Origin of the sequence: Enterococcus sp. HMSC076E04 (assembly GCF_001814285.1) — a bacterium.
Classification (GTDB): Bacteria; Bacillota; Bacilli; order Lactobacillales; family Enterococcaceae; genus Enterococcus_B; species Enterococcus_B lactis.
Map to the genome: position 1 here is coordinate 11,821 of NZ_KV815559.1, position 17,843 is coordinate 29,663.

Annotated in this window: 21 protein-coding genes; 9 read left to right on the forward strand and 12 right to left on the reverse strand. The window is 38.8% G+C overall.

The window, feature by feature from the left end:
- Positions 1-335 precede the first annotated feature (335 nt).
- The 4 genes from HMPREF2961_RS00650 to HMPREF2961_RS00665 form a co-directional block, all read right to left on the reverse strand.
- Positions 336-860 carry a GNAT family N-acetyltransferase gene (locus HMPREF2961_RS00650; RefSeq protein ID WP_002344486.1) on the reverse strand — a complete coding sequence of 175 codons (525 nt, stop codon included), beginning with the start codon at positions 858-860 and terminating at the stop codon, positions 336-338.
- Positions 853-1,326 (reverse strand): tRNA (adenosine(37)-N6)-threonylcarbamoyltransferase complex ATPase subunit type 1 TsaE, encoded by a 474-nt coding sequence (gene tsaE / locus HMPREF2961_RS00655; protein WP_002344487.1) that lies wholly within the window; start codon positions 1,324-1,326, stop codon positions 853-855. Before tsaE ends, HMPREF2961_RS00650 begins: the two co-directional genes overlap by 8 nt.
- A 124-nt stretch (positions 1,327-1,450) precedes the next feature.
- Positions 1,451-2,431, reverse strand: a complete 981-nt coding sequence (gene pta, locus HMPREF2961_RS00660) for a phosphate acetyltransferase (RefSeq protein ID WP_002312157.1) — start codon at positions 2,429-2,431, stop codon at positions 1,451-1,453.
- A gap of 152 nt (positions 2,432-2,583) precedes the next feature.
- Entirely contained in the window at positions 2,584-3,264 is a 681-nt protein-coding gene (locus HMPREF2961_RS00665; RefSeq protein WP_002308387.1) for a uracil-DNA glycosylase, read from the reverse strand.
- Positions 3,265-3,389: 125 nt separating this feature from the next.
- On the opposite strand from HMPREF2961_RS00665, the gene HMPREF2961_RS00670 reads away from it, so the two are divergent.
- On the forward strand, positions 3,390-4,259 hold the full coding sequence (locus HMPREF2961_RS00670) for a Cof-type HAD-IIB family hydrolase (protein WP_002312156.1): 870 nt from the start codon (positions 3,390-3,392) through the stop codon (positions 4,257-4,259).
- Between the two features lie 25 nt (positions 4,260-4,284).
- A complete protein-coding gene (locus tag HMPREF2961_RS00675; RefSeq protein WP_002344490.1) occupies positions 4,285-4,800 on the forward strand; it encodes an LURP-one-related/scramblase family protein in 516 nt (171 codons plus the stop codon).
- A gap of 46 nt (positions 4,801-4,846) precedes the next feature.
- Here HMPREF2961_RS00675 and HMPREF2961_RS00680 read toward each other — a convergent pair whose 3' ends face one another.
- The 4 genes from HMPREF2961_RS00680 to HMPREF2961_RS00695 all read right to left on the reverse strand — a co-directional run bounded on the left by HMPREF2961_RS00680 (position 4,847) and on the right by HMPREF2961_RS00695 (position 6,705).
- Positions 4,847-5,410 carry a GNAT family N-acetyltransferase gene (locus HMPREF2961_RS00680; protein ID WP_002320003.1) on the reverse strand — a complete coding sequence of 188 codons (564 nt, stop codon included), beginning with the start codon at positions 5,408-5,410 and terminating at the stop codon, positions 4,847-4,849.
- Positions 5,411-5,464: 54 nt separating this feature from the next.
- Positions 5,465-5,644: a hypothetical protein gene (locus tag HMPREF2961_RS00685; RefSeq protein ID WP_002308376.1), complete on the reverse strand. Its 180-nt coding sequence runs from the start codon at positions 5,642-5,644 to the stop codon at positions 5,465-5,467.
- Between the two features lie 76 nt (positions 5,645-5,720).
- A complete protein-coding gene (locus HMPREF2961_RS00690) occupies positions 5,721-6,230 on the reverse strand; it encodes a hypothetical protein (protein WP_002344491.1) in 510 nt (169 codons plus the stop codon).
- A gap of 94 nt (positions 6,231-6,324) precedes the next feature.
- Positions 6,325-6,705 (reverse strand): SMU1112c/YaeR family gloxylase I-like metalloprotein, encoded by a 381-nt coding sequence (locus HMPREF2961_RS00695; RefSeq protein ID WP_002313429.1) that lies wholly within the window; start codon positions 6,703-6,705, stop codon positions 6,325-6,327.
- A gap of 331 nt (positions 6,706-7,036) precedes the next feature.
- Between HMPREF2961_RS00695 and pnuC the strand changes: the two genes are divergently transcribed.
- The gene (pnuC, locus tag HMPREF2961_RS00700; protein ID WP_002287078.1) at positions 7,037-7,786 is read left to right on the forward strand and encodes a nicotinamide riboside transporter PnuC; all 750 of its coding nucleotides are present in this window, start codon (positions 7,037-7,039) and stop codon (positions 7,784-7,786) included.
- A 42-nt stretch (positions 7,787-7,828) separates the two neighbouring features.
- On the opposite strand, the gene HMPREF2961_RS00705 is transcribed toward pnuC, so the two are convergent.
- Together HMPREF2961_RS00705 and pcp are read right to left on the reverse strand one after the other, a co-directional pair.
- On the reverse strand, positions 7,829-9,106 hold the full coding sequence (locus HMPREF2961_RS00705) for a hypothetical protein (protein ID WP_070703714.1): 1,278 nt from the start codon (positions 9,104-9,106) through the stop codon (positions 7,829-7,831).
- A 78-nt stretch (positions 9,107-9,184) separates the two neighbouring features.
- Positions 9,185-9,829 carry a pyroglutamyl-peptidase I gene (gene pcp, locus HMPREF2961_RS00710; protein ID WP_002287081.1) on the reverse strand — a complete coding sequence of 215 codons (645 nt, stop codon included), beginning with the start codon at positions 9,827-9,829 and terminating at the stop codon, positions 9,185-9,187.
- 293 nt (positions 9,830-10,122) lie between these two features.
- Between pcp and HMPREF2961_RS00715 the strand changes: the two genes are divergently transcribed.
- The 3 genes from HMPREF2961_RS00715 (at position 10,123) to HMPREF2961_RS00725 (ending at position 13,343) form a co-directional block, all read left to right on the forward strand.
- Positions 10,123-10,515 (forward strand): hypothetical protein, encoded by a 393-nt coding sequence (locus tag HMPREF2961_RS00715; RefSeq protein WP_070703716.1) that lies wholly within the window; start codon positions 10,123-10,125, stop codon positions 10,513-10,515.
- A gap of 88 nt (positions 10,516-10,603) precedes the next feature.
- Positions 10,604-12,649, forward strand: a complete 2,046-nt coding sequence (locus HMPREF2961_RS00720; protein WP_070703718.1) for a bacteriocin-associated protein — start codon at positions 10,604-10,606, stop codon at positions 12,647-12,649.
- A gap of 7 nt (positions 12,650-12,656) precedes the next feature.
- Positions 12,657-13,343 (forward strand): putative bacteriocin export ABC transporter, encoded by a 687-nt coding sequence (locus tag HMPREF2961_RS00725; protein WP_070703720.1) that lies wholly within the window; start codon positions 12,657-12,659, stop codon positions 13,341-13,343.
- Between the two features lie 178 nt (positions 13,344-13,521).
- Here HMPREF2961_RS00725 and HMPREF2961_RS00730 read toward each other — a convergent pair whose 3' ends face one another.
- Both HMPREF2961_RS00730 and HMPREF2961_RS00735 read right to left on the reverse strand, forming a co-directional pair.
- Positions 13,522-14,466, reverse strand: coding sequence for a DUF979 domain-containing protein (locus tag HMPREF2961_RS00730; RefSeq protein ID WP_002308361.1), 945 nt, complete (start codon positions 14,464-14,466; stop codon positions 13,522-13,524).
- A gap of 1 nt (position 14,467) precedes the next feature.
- Positions 14,468-15,154, reverse strand: a complete 687-nt coding sequence (locus HMPREF2961_RS00735) for a DUF969 domain-containing protein (protein WP_002308360.1) — start codon at positions 15,152-15,154, stop codon at positions 14,468-14,470.
- A gap of 438 nt (positions 15,155-15,592) precedes the next feature.
- Between HMPREF2961_RS00735 and HMPREF2961_RS00740 the strand changes: the two genes are divergently transcribed.
- The 3 genes from HMPREF2961_RS00740 (at position 15,593) to HMPREF2961_RS00750 (ending at position 17,749) form a co-directional block, all read left to right on the forward strand.
- Positions 15,593-15,913: a DMT family transporter gene (locus tag HMPREF2961_RS00740; protein ID WP_002344499.1), complete on the forward strand. Its 321-nt coding sequence runs from the start codon at positions 15,593-15,595 to the stop codon at positions 15,911-15,913.
- 160 nt (positions 15,914-16,073) lie between these two features.
- Complete coding sequence (locus HMPREF2961_RS00745) at positions 16,074-16,979, forward strand: ABC transporter ATP-binding protein (protein ID WP_070703722.1); 906 nt, start codon at positions 16,074-16,076, stop codon at positions 16,977-16,979.
- Complete coding sequence (locus tag HMPREF2961_RS00750) at positions 16,976-17,749, forward strand: ABC transporter permease (RefSeq protein WP_070703724.1); 774 nt, start codon at positions 16,976-16,978, stop codon at positions 17,747-17,749. Before HMPREF2961_RS00745 ends, HMPREF2961_RS00750 begins: the two co-directional genes overlap by 4 nt.
- The last annotated feature ends 94 nt before the right edge of the window (positions 17,750-17,843 follow it).

Genomic DNA, 17,843 nt, shown 5'->3' on the forward strand with positions numbered 1-17,843 from the left:
AGCCTGCCGTTCAGCTCCGAGTCACAAGGAGCAAGTTCAAAAAACAGCTTCTCATGTTTGATGAATGTTGTGGCTTGTGACCGAGGAGTTGGCAGGAGAACACCGTTTAAGGAAGAGGTTGTGAAAAAGCTGTGCTGCATCAAGTAATAAGAACAGCCAAACAAAAATAGCTCCTCCTATTTTTCGTTTGGTTGGGCTTATTACCGCAGATGCAAGCTTTTGAACACCGTTTATCCAAAAAAATGGACTGCGACACGACTTTTGTCACAGTCCATTCGTGCGTTTTTCTGCCTTCCCAAAAGGTTGACAGTTTCTTAACTCTTTTCTTATTTTTTCTATTCAATCAAATAACTCATTTTATATACATCTAAAAATTCACCTAAATCTGTTCTTGCCCCTCTAGGCATGACCGCTTCGATTTGGAAACCCATTTTCTGGTAAAGGTGTACGGCTCTTTCATTACGAACTTGAACATCCAGCTCCAATCGAAAAAGTACACCCATTTCCTTCGCCCAATTGATGATTTCTTCTAGCATAAGAGTACCTAGTCCCATTCCCCAATATTCCTGCAGGATACTGATACCGACTTCTCCCACGTGAGATAAACGAAATTGACTGTCTGCTTTGACTGATGCTGTTCCAACAATCGTCCCCTCATTGAGAGCAAGCAGCAATAAATTATTGTTGCTTTCGTACATATAACCCAACTCTTCTGATAAAGTTTCTGGGGGTAAAAGAAGTTCAGCTTCATCTAAAGCTAAAAATTCTGTCTCGCTATTGACTTGTTCCATCATCGAAAGAATATCTTTTGCATCATCTGGCACTGCTTCCCGCAAGATGATTCCAATTTCTTCACTCATGGTTTTCAACCCATTTTTCTAGGATTCGCTGTTTGAATGTTTCACTTTGTTCACCATATGAGACTAATTTCACATAACGCTTTTCTAAATCTGTATCACTTTTTTCTAAAATCAGTTCCAAATAATCTTCTGGCAGTGCTTCTTCTAATAGATTTCCCCATTCGACAACGGAAAGTCCATCTCCTTCAAAATATTCATCTAACCCTAAGTCAGCTCCGCTAGCTGCTACCCGATAAATATCCATGTGATACAACGGAATCCTGCCTTGATTATATTCTCTAATAATCGTGTATGTCGGACTTTTGATCATTTGCGTTATTCCCAGTCCTTGGGCGATACCTTTCGTCAATGTTGTTTTACCCGCACCTAGATCACCAGTCAATATCAGATTATCACCTGGCATGGCGGAATGACCAATTGCCTCTGCAAATTGTTCTGTCATTGTTAATCCTGATAGTTCGATCATTTTTCATCTTCTCCCGCTCTTCTTTCTTTTTGCCAGTATATCGCGTAATGAAGTTTTTTTAAAGAAAAAAACGAACTAGTCAAGAACAGCAGCTGCCGTTTTTGGACTAGTCCGTGTGTATTTGTTAATCAATCAATGTTTGTGCTGCTGTGATAATCGATAATTTATATACGTCTTCTTCATTTGCTCCACGAGACAAATCAGAAACCGGTTTGTTCAAACCTTGCAAGATTGGTCCGATTGCTTCAAAGTTACCGAAACGTTGAGCAATTTTATAACCAATATTTCCTGATTGCAATTCTGGAAATACAAAGACTGTTGCTTGACCAGCTACTTCTGAATCTGGCGCTTTCAGTTGTGCAACTGAAGGAACATAAGAAGCATCAAATTGCAATTCGCCGTCGATCAAATATTGCGGTGCTAGTTTTTTAGCGATTTTAGTGGCTTCAACTACTTTGTCTACTTCTGGCGATTTCGCTGAACCTTTTGTCGAGAAGCTCATCATCGCCACTTTTGGTTCGATATCGAACAGTTCAGCTGTTTTTGCAGAATCTACAGCGATTTCTGCCAATTCTTGTGCAGTTGGATTCACATTGATTGCACAATCAGAAAAGACGTATTTTTCTTGGTCTCTTCCACGTACCATGATCATCGCACCACTTGTCCGACTGACACCAGGTTTTGTTTTGATGATTTGAAGTGCTGGACGAACAGTGTCACCAGTCGAATGGATTGCTCCAGAGACCATGCCGTCTGCAACACCCATATACGTAAGCATCGTGCCAAAGTAATTCACATCTTTTAAAATCTTTTCTGCTTGTTCTTTGGATGCCTTTCCATTTCTACGTTCGACAAAAGCATCTACCATTTCATCCCACTTATCGTAAGTATCAGGACTAATGATCGTAAAGCTAGATGTTTTGATTCCTCTGGCATGTGCTGCATTTCTTATTTCTTCTTCGTTTCCTACTAAAATGGGTTCCACCAGTTCTTCTGCTTTCAACCGGGCAGCTGCACCTAAAATTCGAGCATCAGTAGCTTCCGGGAAAACGATTTTGATCCCACGGCGAACAATCTTAAATCTTAAACTATCAAACAATTCCACAAGATGACCTCCAGACGTTTTTATATGTATTATCATACACTATTCCATAAAAAAAGAACAGTTTATTTTATCTGTATCAGTCAAAAATGCCGGAAAAATGAAGTTTTTCACATATATGGCAAACTGCGCTATAACAGGAAAGCGCTGTTTTATTACACTGTTTCAGGCAGCTGCCAATCAATCGGTTCTTCTCCTAACGCAAGGAGTGCATCATTCGTTTTCGAGAAGGGTTTGGAACCGAAAAAGCCACGGCTTGCAGATAGCGGACTGGGATGTGGAGATGTAATGATGATATGACGGCTCTTATCAATCATTTTGATTTTTTCTTGCGCCGGTTTTCCCCACAAGATAAACACGATTGGTTTTTCTCGTTCATTTAATTTTTCAATGATCGTGTCTGTTAATCTTTCCCAACCTTTCCCGCGATGTGAATAAGCTTGCCCTTCCCGAACAGTAAGAACAGTGTTGAGTAAAAGGACTCCCTGTTTAGCCCATGATACTAGGTTTCCATGTTGAACAGGTACGATACCAAGATCATCATGAAGCTCCTTGTAGATATTTCTTAAAGATGGCGGGATCTTCACGCCGGGCTGCACAGAAAAAGATAATCCATGAGCTTGGTTTTCTCCATGATAAGGATCTTGTCCTAAGATCACTACTTTGACTTCTTCATAAGGAGTCAATTCCAACGCTTCATAGATATGATACATATCTGGATGGATCTTTTGGGTCGCATATTCTTTCTTTAAAAATTCTCTTAGATGCAGATAATAATCTTTTGAAAATTCTGAGGACAAAACTTCTTGCCAACTGTTATGAATGATTTCTTTCAAAACCTCCACCTCCTAATAAAAAGAATAACTCACATTTTCTTCAATCACAAGGGACAATCTTCCCCCTCAGCACTTGATTAATATGGTAAACTAGGAACAAGAAGCAGAAAGGAACGATAATCATTATGATCAAATTAATTGCATCAGATATGGATGGCACATTATTAGATGCCCATATGAGTGTTTCTCCTGAAAATGCCGAAGCAATACGTTTTGCAAACGATGCCGGTGTTGAGTTCATGGTCGCTACTGGACGAAACTATCAAGAAGCTCGCGCCGCTTTGGATGAAGTAGGAATCGATTGTGCGATGATCACTTTGAACGGGGCACAAGTATTTGATAAAGAAGGAAATTCCTTGTTTACCGTATCCATCCCAAATAATCAAGCAACCTCTGTTTTGGATATTTTAGACGCTAACGGTATTTACTATGAAGTAGCAACCAACGATGGTCTTTATTCTGAAAATCAAGCGAAGCGGATCGAAAGCTTTGCTTCCATGGTCGCTACCCATTTACCTCACCTTACGTATAAAATGGCGATTGCCATGGCCTCAGCTAAGCTGGAGTTATTGCACATCACATATGTGGACAGTATTCGTACCATTTTAGAAGAAAAGAATCTGGAAGTCTTGAAAATCATCTGTTTTCATACAGAAGGACCTGCTGTGTTAGGACCAGTTGGTAAGCAGATTTCTCTTTTAGGCGATTTAGCTGTCACTTCTTCTGGTCAAAACAATATTGAAGTGAACCATAAAAACGCTCAAAAAGGGATTGCCGTTGCCCATGTCGCACATGAGCGTGGCATTTCTTTAGAAGAAGTCATGACGATTGGTGACAATTTCAATGATGTCAGCATGCTGCAAGTGGCGGGAGTCAGTTTTGCAATGGGAAATGCAGAAATCGAAGTAAAAGATTATGCCAAATATACAACGGACACGAACCTTGAATCTGGCGTAGGAAAAGCCATATTGCGCGCGATTGCAGAAGACTTATAGTTTTATCTAGAAAAGAGGGATATAGATGTCAGAATTTTTCATTCAGGAAAAACAGCTTGGACGTGCAACTCGGACAATCGTCAAAAACGAAAAAGGGCATTCCCTGTTTTTGATGGTTGGTCGCTGGGGAACAAAGGGCGATGCGTTGTCTCTTTATGCCATGAATGGCGATCTTGTTGCCCACATCAAGCAAATAAGCCTGACATTCGGTACGCGTTTTGAACTGTATAAGGAGTTCGAAAAAGTGGGAACCATGCAGAAAATATTCAATTGGCCCGGTGATTTTTATTATATTCGTAGGCTTCACTGGACAGTCCAAGGTGATATCTATAATCATCAATATCAAATCCATCATTTCAATCAACAAATCATGAAGATGGATAAAGCTACGCTTTTTTCAGGAGATTACTATGTACTGGATATCTCAAATGATGAAGATGCTCCTGTTTGTATTTGTATTGCTGCGGTTTTAGATTACTGGCTTTACCGTAAAGACAAAAGTCGCGATAAGCCTGTTTCTTATCGGCTTGACTTAAGTTAAAAAGATGTACCTGAAATGCGTATTTCCGCATTTCAGGTACATCTTTTTAGATATTCTTTTGCATATGATCATAAAGATGACCACTGATCATCCGCTGACCGACCACTTTGAAGCCATGGCGTTCGTATAATTTTTTAGCCTTTGGATTTTTTTCATCCACACTTAGTCCGATGACGGAGCGATTCGCTTTCTTCGCCAATTTAGGTAATGCTTCTAATAATCGTGAACCGATGCCTTGCCCTCTAAAATCTTCTGATACACTGATAGAGTCCAAATACCATTCATTGGGAAACGTTTCTTTATCAATGAACAAACGTGTAGACGCATCTAACTGATATTTTTCTAAGATAGGTACCAGTGGCTGATCGATGATTGCTTCTTCTTCATCTGTATAACCGTAAGCAACTCCTGCAACTTTACCGTCTATTTCTTCTACGATACCTCGTGAATAACTGTAGCGATAATTAGGATCAGTGATTGCTTCTTCTAAAATCTCTAAAGTTTTTTGTTCCCCTGTCTGCTTCAAAAATGGCAATTCCATGTCTTTTAGAATCACTAAGATCAATGGGGCGATTTCTGGAGCATCTTCTTTTCTCGCAAAACGAATCATAGTTTCCTCTCCTTTTCTCCATTCTAACATGCAGAAAAAGAAATCGCAAAATCGTTATTTTAAAAAATCTTCTATCTTTTCAGTAATGAAATAACCATGAGTAACGATTCTTGCCGCTTCAGTTCGGCAATAAGGGCAGACGATTGGCATCTCTTTATCATTATGTTCGACTACATTATTGACTTCTTCGTATGCAAATTTTTTTCCGCAATTAGGGCATTTCATTTTTTCCATGTTATCTCAACTTCCTTTCATCTTTACCCTCTTAGCTTACTCTTATATTGAAAAAAAGAGAAGCGATAGCCTTTTTCTATGCAGATATCCATACCTGTTGAGTCTGTTTTCCATCAATTAATTGGACTTGATAATACGGACGTTCATCTTTAACTACAATTGCCCACTCTTTCACTTTTGCTTTTTTCCCGTAGCAGCTGACTGCTTCCTTCATCGCTGCTTGCGGTTGCTTGAACTCTTCCGTTTTTTCTATGTCAAATAGAGGTTCTGCTGTTTTTTCTGTATGATTCCTTACAGTTGCTTTCCCAGTGGACGGATTGACTGCTATGACTTGTCCTTCACAAAAAAACTGGTATTCATATGTTGCATTCGTAGGATTATCCAATTCTTTTTCCACTGCAAAATGGATAGAAGATATATTATGTTTTTTTGTTTCTTTTTTAGCGATTGCTGCTGCTTCGTTCAATGAGATCCGATATTCTTGATCACTAATATCATCCAAGTGAAAAGCGGCGCTGAGCAATCCTGTCATACCGGTAAACAATATTACGATGAGGGCAGCAGCACCAAACATCATTTTTTTCATTCTTCATTCTCCTGTTTCTTTTTTTAAAGAATATCAAGAAATGAACGAACGAAAAATCGAATGAAACGAAAAAAAAGTGACAATTTTGTTATCTTTATTCGTGTAGTTCTAACGGCAACCCGTCTGGATCAAAGAAAAACGTCATTTTTTTACCTGTAAACGTATCTTCTCTTACCGGTTCAGATTCGATCCCTAGGGAATGCAATTCTGCAATCGTTTCTTCGATATCGTCTACTTTGAAAGCAAGATGACGCAAGCCACAAGCTTCTGGATAGTTTGGTCGTTGTGGTGCATTGGCAATTCCAAAAATCTCCAATTCGGCACTTCCTAGTTTCAGATCTAATTTATAGTCATCTCGTTCTTTGCGGTAGTTTTCTCTGATTACTTCAAATCCTAATTTATTAACATAAAAATCACGTGATTTCTGATAATCTGAAACAATGATGGCTACATGATGGATCGTTGTAAGGTTCATATGAGCGCTCCTATTCTTCGTTTAAATTCGTATCTACCTTATTCTCCAGCTCTATTGTAAATGTGTCAGCTTGAAAAAAATAGCTGTTTTTTCTTTTTATAAGAAAAAAGGCAAAAAAAAAACAGAAAGTAGGTCCTCCAAGACACTCTTCCTGTTCCCAATATAATAAATGAAAGTAAGAAATTATATTTTCAAGAAAACAAACAGAAAATTATCATAACACAAATTATTTATAATTGAAAGACTAGTTTTTTTTCAAGAAAAGCATACAATAGATTGTGTTAGTAAATACAGAACACACTACATTTAGTGTCTTAAGGAGTCCTCATACATGAAGTCATATTTTCAGTTTTTAGCTCATCAGCTAAAAGGCTGGCCGCAACAAAATTATTATCTTTTCTTTTTCAGTCTTGGCTGTCAGGTCATGACTCTTGTCAATAGTCCCATCACTTGGCTGTCCGTTATCACATTTATCGGTACCACGCTTGGTGTATTGTGTATTTTATCCATCAATGCGGCAAAATCAGTCAACGGTATTTTAGGTATTTTGTCTGCGATTTGTTTTATTATCGTTGGATTTTCAGCAAAGAACTATTTAAGTATCGGTGAACAGATTGCTTATATGATTACATTGGATATCCCCGTATTGTTAAGTAAAGAATGGAATCATAATATGGCTTCAAAAATCCGAAAATTCACTGGAAAAAGCTGGTTTATCGCAATCATCAGTACTTTCCTTGTCTATCTTGTTTCAGGATTCCTGATTGGTCGTTATACAGATGATCCTCGCCCATGGGTAGATGCCATTGCTTTTTCCATTAGCTTGACTGCTGGCATCATCAGTTTCTTGCGTTATAATAACCAATATTACTGGTGGTTAGCTTCAGGGCTTGCACAAATGGTCCTTTGGTATATTTCATTTACGCATGGATCTGCAAGTTTGGCGATGTTCGTGAACAGCTCTGTTTACTTGCTGAATGATGTCCTTGCATTTACCGTTTCTCCTTGGTATAATCAAAAAGAACGTGAACGTATGCAAAAAATGGAAGAAGAATACTACAACGCACAACAACACGCATAAAAAATAGGCTTTCTCTCTATTTTTAGAGAGAAAGCCTATTTTTTATAGTAATTCCTTCAGATACTTTCTTGCCTCATCATTGAAACGCAGTGATTCTTCTAACTTCTGATAATATTCTAACGCTTGTTTTTGCGCTTCAGTAAAACGATAATGTTTTCCTTTCCATTTGTCGATCGTCTCTTGTACATTCCCAGAATGGATCTCCTTCACCACTAGCTGCCATTTTTCTTTTGAGACTGTGTACTCTTTCTTATCAGCAGATTGTACGGCTTCTCGTTCTTTACGCAATACTTTTAAAAAACCATTTCTGACTATCCGAGGAATGCTGTCGAAGAATCCTTCCGTAAAACCATAGCGACAATATTGCTTCCAAATAAATAGATAGATTTTTGGTTGGATGAACCGTTGTTTTTTCGCAAAATATTCCATCTGAGCAATGACTTCTGGTGTTCGCTGACGTTTTGTCTTTCTCAATGCGGAAATAAACGTTTCAAAATAAGCATTAGGATGTGCTGGCACTTCTTCGTAAACGATGGATTGCCAATCTTTACGTAAAAATGTGCGATAGTTGTTCAAGAATTCTTCTACATCCTTTACTAATTCTTCTGCAAAGTCGTCAAACAGTTCTTTCTTTATCTGTCGCTTTTTTGGCTGCCCGTTGATGTGTTCACTGATTTTCTTGATTTCATTTTCCAATGCTTGATAATCCGCTATGTAAATCGGCATTTCCGCTTGGCGAAATTCTGCGAGACGCTGTGCTAATTTTATATCCGGTAAATACGGCTGTTTCATCCGTCGATTTTGGTACAGGACAAAACAGTATTTTTGCCATAGTTCTTCAGGAAAATCGATATTCTTTTGCTTAAGCCATAATAATTCATCTAAGGCCAGATCGACTTTTGTCATTCCATGATGGATCGAAGCTGCTACTGTCGGAGAAACATGCAGGTGATCGGCAAAGTGGTTGATACCTAGCTTTAGGGTCTTGCCGGTTTTTGGCGATTTGACGATATATTGCACTTTTAATTCTCTCCCACATTCGCAATACAATTTTTGCTGGCTTCGTTTTGTTCGAAAAAACGGATTGATCTTGAAGTCAGAAAACACCCAATCTGTTGCGGCCAAATAATGTTCTTCCATAAAACGAGAGCTGATTAGATATCGGCGGTGCTTATCGACTAGTTCCCGCTGTTTTTTTGTTAATTTTGCATAGATCTCCCAACGTTGACTGCTTGTGTATTGTTTAGAGATCTTAATAGGATAGCTTTTGTTGATTTCTTTTGGAAACCATTCTTCAAAGATGGATTGCCATTCTTCCACGGCTATTTCTTTCCTTTCTAATTACAAAAAGCTGGCTACTAACATAACGATAGCAACCAGCCAGTGTTTCTTGCTAAATTAGTGAGTTGTTCCGGCATTCCCGGAAATATCTTCTTTATTTTCTACTGCTGCTTCAACTGCATAAGTCAAAGAAGAAGCAATGTCTTCCAGAGACATAGAAGGTGTACCCACTGGACGATCGATCACTTGATCTGGTGAGAATGGTACGTGGATGAACCCACCGCGAATTGCAGGGAATTGCGTTTCGATCAAATGAAGCAAACGATACATGATATCGTTGCAGACAAATGTTCCTGCTGTATAAGAGATGTACGCTGGTAGACCATGATCTTGTACATTTTTTGTCATTGCTTTGATTGGCAATGAAGTAAAGTAAGCGGCTGGACCGTTTTCTTCTAAAGCCGTATCGAATGGCTGATTTCCTTCATTATCAGGAATTCTTGCTTCTGCTAGATTGATTGCGACACGTTCGAACGAGACTGCTGACCGTCCGCCTGCTTGTCCGACACAGATCACGACATCTGGTTGGTGCTGTTGGATGGCTTCTTTGACTACTTGACTGCTTTTTTCGAATACGGTCGGTACTTCCACTTTGATGATTTCAGCACCGCTGATTTCATCTGGCATTTTCTTTACTGCTTCATAGGCTGGATTCACTTTGTCCCCACCAAATGGATCAAAACCTGTCACTAGTACTTTCATCTGTTGTTCCTCCGTCCGATTGATTTAACATATGGTTATCTTTTATCTTACCATTTTCCTTGAACAGCGTAAATAAAGGAAAGAAGAGTTTAAATAACATAACAGAGCAAACTTAATATATTCTTATAAAAGAAATAGCGTTCCACTACTTTGAAAGCGGATTATTTTACTATAAAATAAAGATTGTCTGATGAAATAACACCTATACCATTTATCGAATAAAGGAAGTAAGAAATGAAAAAATAACATTAGTTTGCAAAATAGGACTTCTTTTAGGAAGTACCGTCACTAGCATGGTGCAAGCAGAAGTACATGCTGACACAGTCACAGACTCAAAAAACGAAATACGGATAACCGAACAAATGCCTCGATCAGGCGGGGTCATTTTGGATGATAGCGGGAAAGTGATTGGCACGACAGATCCCTCTCTCATAATGGATGCCCCTTTAGAAAGCAGAGGATCTGTCCATATCCACCGCGGACATTGGACATACGGGACGCATAGTTGGCCGAGAGTAGCATGGGGAACCAAACAAGCTTGGTCAAATTTTAATCATTATGATTACTATGCACGAGCAGTGGTAGGAACTAAGTCAAGTACTGTTTTCGCTCCGGCAAATCGCTATGCCTATGCTACTGCAACAGGTAACAGCAAATACACTGGCTTAGCGTATTACGGCTGGTGATTAGCCACTTCTAAGTAACCACACCGATGTTTTCATCAGACGTCATTAAAAAGTTGCTACCTATTTTAACAGTAAAGGATCACATTTCATGAACAATAAACTTATTCGGTTGAATTTATTTGTCTTTTTTTCTATCCTTTCATTTATGATTTTCTTTTATATCCGAGAAACGACACAAGAAAGGATCATCGCCGACAGCTATTCACTTCCTGAACAATACCAATCGTTCGATCTACCTCGAACGATCCAAGACGATCGACAAAATTTTTCGAGAAACCTGTCCATTTTGCTCGAAACGGCAGAAGAAGAACAGTTGAACGTACTTTTTCGTGAAACAAATTTCACACCCAAAATCACGAACGGAAAGCCTGACCCAAGTGTTGATTTAGTCGTGATCGACTATTTTTCCAATGAGCCTGATTTGAGAACGCTGCTGAATCATCCTTCAGCCAAACACCTCTCAACCCAACACTATACGATCAATTATGCTTCATTCAACAATCATCCATTGATAGAGCTGCCTTCCTTTAAAGAAGCGACGAAATTTGTAGAGAGTCAAAATACAGAGCAGGTATCCGCGTTCATCGAAAGCTTGACGACTAAGTATAATGAACTCTATCAACCTTCATTCACGGTGCAGGATTTTCAATATACAGATTATCCAGAAACCATCATATTGCTTGATCATCGCCCTGTGAGAAACCTGATTGTTATCAGTCTGATCTTCTTTCTGTTATTCACCGCTCTATGGCTATTCGACAATGCAAGGAAGTTGTCGATCCTACGATTGAACGGACTCTCTTGCGCGACGATCTTGTATAAAGTACTGATAAAACATCTACTTTTCCTGTTCGGATCGTGTTGTTTGGTCCAGCTAATTTTTGATCCATCGATCTTCCTTTTGAACATGTTCCACCAATTCGCTTTTTTTACCGTATCTATCATTAGTTTGCTAGGTGTCGTTTATTTCTTATGCACCACTTCTTTTGTGGAGAATCTAAATAGGAAATCGTATGCCAGAACTTTTATTTTTTCACTTTATTTCTTCAAGACCATCGCCTTCGTCTGGTGCTTGGCAAGCGTCCTTACACTTGTAGAGCTGGTCAATCTGTCGCTTCTTCCTTCTACGTATCCGGATGAATTTTCTGAGTATGCAGTATTTTATAATACCTATTCAGGGAAAAACAACCATGAAGTCATCAGTATCGAAAACAATGTATTAAGCGCCCAACAAGACCGCTTGTATCAATATCTAGAAGAAAACGGGATGCTACTGATTGGTACAGTCAGTTACTTTATGGAAGAAAAAGAAATCAACCGCAAAATTTGTGTAAATGTCAATTATTTGCAAAAATACCCGATCATCAGCGTAACTGGACAAAAAATAGCGATCTCTCCCGAGGAAACACAACGTGTCTTTCTAGTACCGGAAAGATTGGAGAACCAGTTCCAAGAAATCAAAGAACATTATTTGCATGGCTACTTTCTGGATGAATCACAAGCTGATTTTTATCTCATCCGGTCCAAACAAGAAATCCATACATTCCATCCAGATGAAGAAATCATTCACTATCCGAATGTCATCGAAGTCCAAACAAGAAATAACAGCGCGGGGAACCTCCGGCAAATCATTACTGGTGGTGGATATTTCGACCCAGTCAAAGTTCCTATCACTCAATCGGTCGAGAAAACATTCGAACCGATCAAAAAGGTACTGGAAGAAAATTATTTATTGGACAACTACCCAGTCCTCACTCCGCTTTCAGAAATCAAAAAAGTAGATTTACAAAGAGGTCTTGGCGGAATCAAACAACGTAGCCTGGAAATTCTCTTCGCTCTTTATCTTTTGATCACGATGATTGCTTATCTCGTGCTGATCTCTTTGAAGATCAAAAAGCAGAAATATACGATTTGGCGATTGAATGGTATTTCCATGATCAAAACTTATCGTATGATTTTCTTGCCGTTTTTCATACAATATGGTGCATTGGTTTTATATACGACTTTCATGGATGCGCCTTTTGCTTGGCTCCAAAGTCTGATTCTTTTTTCTATCTTAGAGATAGGAATGATTTTCTTCACCTTGCACCGTTTGGAAAGAAAAGAAAAAGCAACTATATTAAAAGGAGAATGATAGTCTGATGTCTCTCATCCAATTAGATCATGTAACGAAAACCTACAAACAAAAACTTGTCCTGGATGCTGTCTCCTTGTCGATCGATCAAGGAGAATTTTGGACGATCCACGGAAAAAGCGGTGCAGGAAAATCCACCCTATTGAATCTTTTGGGACTCATTGATTCATTCGATGAAGGAACGGTCTCGCTCTTTGGAAAAAATGCGCCGAAAATCAACAGCAAAGCAGCTCTTTTACTACGGAGAAATAAAATCTCCTATCTTTTCCAAAATCATGGATTGATTGAAGATGAAACGATCATGGACAATTTAAACATCCCCTTCATCTATCGAAAGACCAGACGAAGAGAAAAAATCAAGCTGCAGCAAGAAGCTCTTGCCAAGGTTTCCTTAGACTATCCATTGAAAACAAAAGTTTATCGTCTTTCTGGCGGAGAAAAGCAACGCCTAGCTTTTGCCAAACTCCTACTAGAAGACAAAGAACTGATCCTAGCAGATGAACCCACTGGCTCTTTAGATAGCGAGAACCGTAACCATATCTTGGATCTGCTATTCCAACAGCATCGCGCGGGGAAAACAGTCATCGTTGTGACCCATGATCCTTATATCATCGAAAAAAGTCCACGCTCTTTTTCAATTGATTCTTGGCAGGAAACTAAAAAAAGAGGTTGTGAAATCAGCGCCCTGACCTGAGTATTAGAGAAACAAAAAGGGGATGTGACTAGTGTCACACCTCCTTTTCTGAATAAATGGTGTTCCAGAAGTAGCTTCTTCGAAAATAAGCCGAAATTTCCAAAAAAATTTGAGAAGCCATTTTCGTCAATTCCTTCTTATTTCTTGAAGCTGACCACTTCTGTCCCAACCTCTTTTTTTATTTAAATAAAATCATGTAAGCAATTTGGAAAACAAGCATGAACAAAGCAATGAAAAGTTGATTTTTGATCACACCGTATTTATCTTTCATTTCTAACATCGCCACTGGCACGATATTGAAGTTAGCAGCCATTGGTGTCAGCAAGGTTCCGCAAAAACCGCAAGTCAACGCGACCATTCCTATTAATGCTGGATTCGCTCCATGGCTAAATACGAATGGTGCACCAATACCAACCGTCATCACGGTGATAGCCGCAAATGCATTCCCCATGATTACCGTAAATATCACCATGCCAAGAGCGTAAATGATGATACCGATGTTCACATTTCCTTCTGGAACGATCGTACCTACGGCATTGGAAATCACTGTCCCAACTCCGGCACTTGTAAATACCGCACCAAGAGAAGCTAAAAGCATTGGCAACATACTTAACGGCCCTACTGTGCCCAGCATATCTGCTGCGTCATCTAAAAATGTGCTTGGGCGATTATCTCGAGAAAAGAACATCAAGATCAGCATGGCCGCAAAAACACCGACACCCACGCCGACTAAAGCACCTAAATTGGTGAATAAAGCAAACAAAATCGCAAAGACACCGATACTCAAAGCTGGAATAAATATTTTCATTCCTAGTTTGTCTGACATTTTTTCCATATATGCTTTTGATGGAAGCCGACTTTCTCCTTTGCTGACTCTCTTAGCAATCGCCGGTATGGTCATCGCAAAGATCAAGCCGCCGTTCACGATTGCCGGAAGCCATCTTCCTCCTGCAATAACTACCCCTAAAACCGTCCAGAAAAAGGCTGAGCCGTAACGATGAGGATTGGTTTGATCTGTTAAGTTTCTTACTCCAGTGTAAATCAACACAAGTCCCATCACGATATAAAGAATCTCCAATAATTTATCGCCTAACAAAATATCAGGATTTGTAAAAAAGTCCATCTTATTGCCCCTTTCCTGAATAATATTTCTTCGCTAGCTTCTTTTCTTTAAGATAGAAGTAGACACTTGCAACGACTAAGGCTGTGATGGCCACTGGAACTTCCACTAAAGCAAGCTGTCCCAATGTTACGTCATATCCTAGATCTTTCAATGTGGATTGGACTAGCAATGCCCCTGCTCCTCCGATGAACAGTACTTGTCCAAAGAACCAGCAGACATTTTCCATAGCTGAAGCCATCCCTTTTAGTTCTTCTTCATGCTTCGGATGGACTTCTAACCCTTTTGATTCGATGGTCCCCAATGCCATAGGTAGAATGATCGGACGAACAAATCCAGCAACTCCACCAAAACTCACGTTAAAAGCTGCAAAGATCATTCGAAAGATCCCATAAATATCTACGATCATGCCAGCAGATACTTTCTTGAATCGCTTGATCAAGGAAGCCGCTGATTCTTTCAGACCATTTCTTTCAAGTGTTCCTGTCGCCAACATAATGATGATGAAAATCGCCATCCCACGATTGTTCACAAAACTTGTGCCTAAAAGTTCTAACATTCCTTGAATGCCAAGACCGCCAGTCAAAGCTGTCACAACTAAAGCAACCATTACGATCAATATCGAGTCTAATTTAAATGCGAACCCGAGAATAACGATCAATACGCCTAAAAGGCTAAGATAATTTTCCATGTATTTTCCTCCATAAAATGACAATATTTTTTTAATTATAATGCAAAACACATAAAAAATATAGCTGTTTTCTCACGAAATAGACACTATTTTTAAATATTTTTCGTTATTTTTTTATTATATAATTTACCTTACTTATTGTAAGATAAAGCTTTTTTCAATCTAATGCTTGATAATAAATAAAAATAAGGAACAGCTACCGTTTTTTTTAAATGATTTATAAATAACAGATTAGTTCTATGCTGTATCCGTCAATGCTTGATACACCTTACTAAGAAGAATCAGATTGCCGATATCTGGATAAGTGTGCTATACTACAGAAAAAGATATACGAACTGCCACCGGGTAGGATAAAGAGGATGATCATTCCATTAGGTCTTTGAAGGGATGATTTTCCTCTTTTTGTGTATTTTTTTATAGTTAAGGAGGAATGTAAGTATGGCATGGATGGAATTAATCATAGCAGGGCTTTTGGAAGTATTCTGGTCAACGATGATGAAATGGAGTGATGGTTTTTCCAAAGTCAATTATTCTTTCTACACAGTGATTGGCATGATTGCTAGTTTTTACTTTTTGTCAAAGGCAATCAAAAGTTTGCCGATGAGTCTCTCTTATCCTATTTGGACAGGGATTGGCGCAGTTGGTTCGGTCATTATTGGTGTGGTCTTGTTTCATGATAAGCTGAATCTTTCCACTTGGTTCTTTGTCGGGTTGCTGCTCATCAGCATCCTTGGCATCAAGATTACTAGCGGTCACTAGATACTTAGACAAGCAGACAAGGACTGATCAGAAAAAACGGGGCTTTTTATTTGATATTCCTCTTTCGATGAAAAAACAAGAAAATAAGACTAATGACCTAGCGACTTCTCTACTCATCAGGTGTATGCTTGTACTATCTATAGAAAAGGAGTGAATATTTTTGAAAAGTCTTTCGGTCCAAGAATTATCCAAGAACTTTGGTCACAAACAAGCCCTCAGCGATGTCAGTTTTAGCTTATCTCCTGGCAAAATCGTTGGATTAGTAGGTCCTAATGGCGCTGGAAAAACAACGATTATGAAAGCTATTTTAGGACTGATCCATTACTCGGAAGGAACGATCCGTATTGGTGAAAATGAGATTTCTCCCTCTAGTCATAAAGGATTAGAACAAGTAGGAGCATTGATCGAATATCCGGGTATCTATCCATTCTTAACAGGTTATGCTCATCTGAAGTTATTCTCTGAAACAAACGATGTATCTGCTATCGACACTATCGTGAATCAGCTCAAGATGGAAAAGTACATTCACAAAAAAGCGAAATCCTACTCGTTGGGAATGAAACAAAAATTGGGAATTGCTCTTGCCTTACTGAATCATCCGTCTATCGTTATTTTAGATGAGCCGATGAACGGTTTGGATCCACAAGCAACAAGAGATGTGCGAAAAATTATTACCGACTTGGCTACTCAGGGCACCTCTTTCTTGATCTCCAGTCACTTACTCAGCGAGCTTGAAAAAATGGTCGATGAGCTGATCCTGATCAATCAAGGAAAGATCATCAAACAATGTACAATGACTGAATTGAACCAAACAGCGCAAGATTTCATCGTTATCTCTACAACAAATGATCAAGCTGCTCGAACGATCTTGACAGACGCTGGATATCCCTTGGAAGATCCTGATAAAATCAAGCTTCTAAAAGAAAACGAAGAATTATTAGGAACTGTGATCCAGTTATTGTCTGCAGAAAATATCCATGTGACAGATGTCCAGCATCTGACGAATGATTTGGAATCTTCCCTATTGGAAATTCTGGATTCAGTAAAGGGGGAAGAAGAAAAATGACATTGCTTGTAAAACAAGAATTATTTAAATTGATCAAGAAAAAGTCATCTGCTGTTTTATCTGTTCTATTAGTCGCTTTGCTCATAGGAACAGCACTTCTAGCCAAAAAATACACGACGATCATTGATCCAGTTGAAATGACTGCTCAGCTTTTCAGTGCCACATCTTGGATCGTCTTTATCATGATTGCTGCTGCAAGTACGATCATTTCAATGGAATCACAATATGGTACATTGAAAAATCTCCTTTATCGAAAGTATTCTCGAGGAGAAATATTAGTAAGCAAATGGATCACATTAGTTATTTATTCTATTTATTTATACCTTTTAGCTATTATTATCACCGTGTTGATGAAACTGATCCTTTTCCCTTCGATTTCCTTTACGGAGAAGATTTCTACTGGTCAGACACTAATCCAAAGCTTGTGCACTTATACTTTGGGTAGTTATATCGGTTTATGGCTGATTTTAAGTTTAGTGTTGATGATTGCTTGTTTTATCAATAGTTCCGGTGCCTCCATCTCAGCAGGAATCGTCTTTTATTTTGCTTCATCAATCATATCTGGTATCCTCATCGCACTCATTCAAAAATGGGAGTGGATCAAATGGAATCCAATCAGTATGCTGAATCTGCAAAACCAAATTGGCAACGAAGAGATCATGAAGCAATTGACTCATCTTTCTACTAATCAAATGCTGTTTGGCAATTTAGCTTACATTGCTTTGTTCTTAGCATTGGGATACCTCGTATTCAAGCGAAAAAATGTATGATGGTTCATTAAAAAAAAGGTTGTGACAGAAGTGGTCAGTTTCAAGAAATTTCGGCTTATTTTTAGAAGAAGCTACTTCTTGAACACCCTTTATT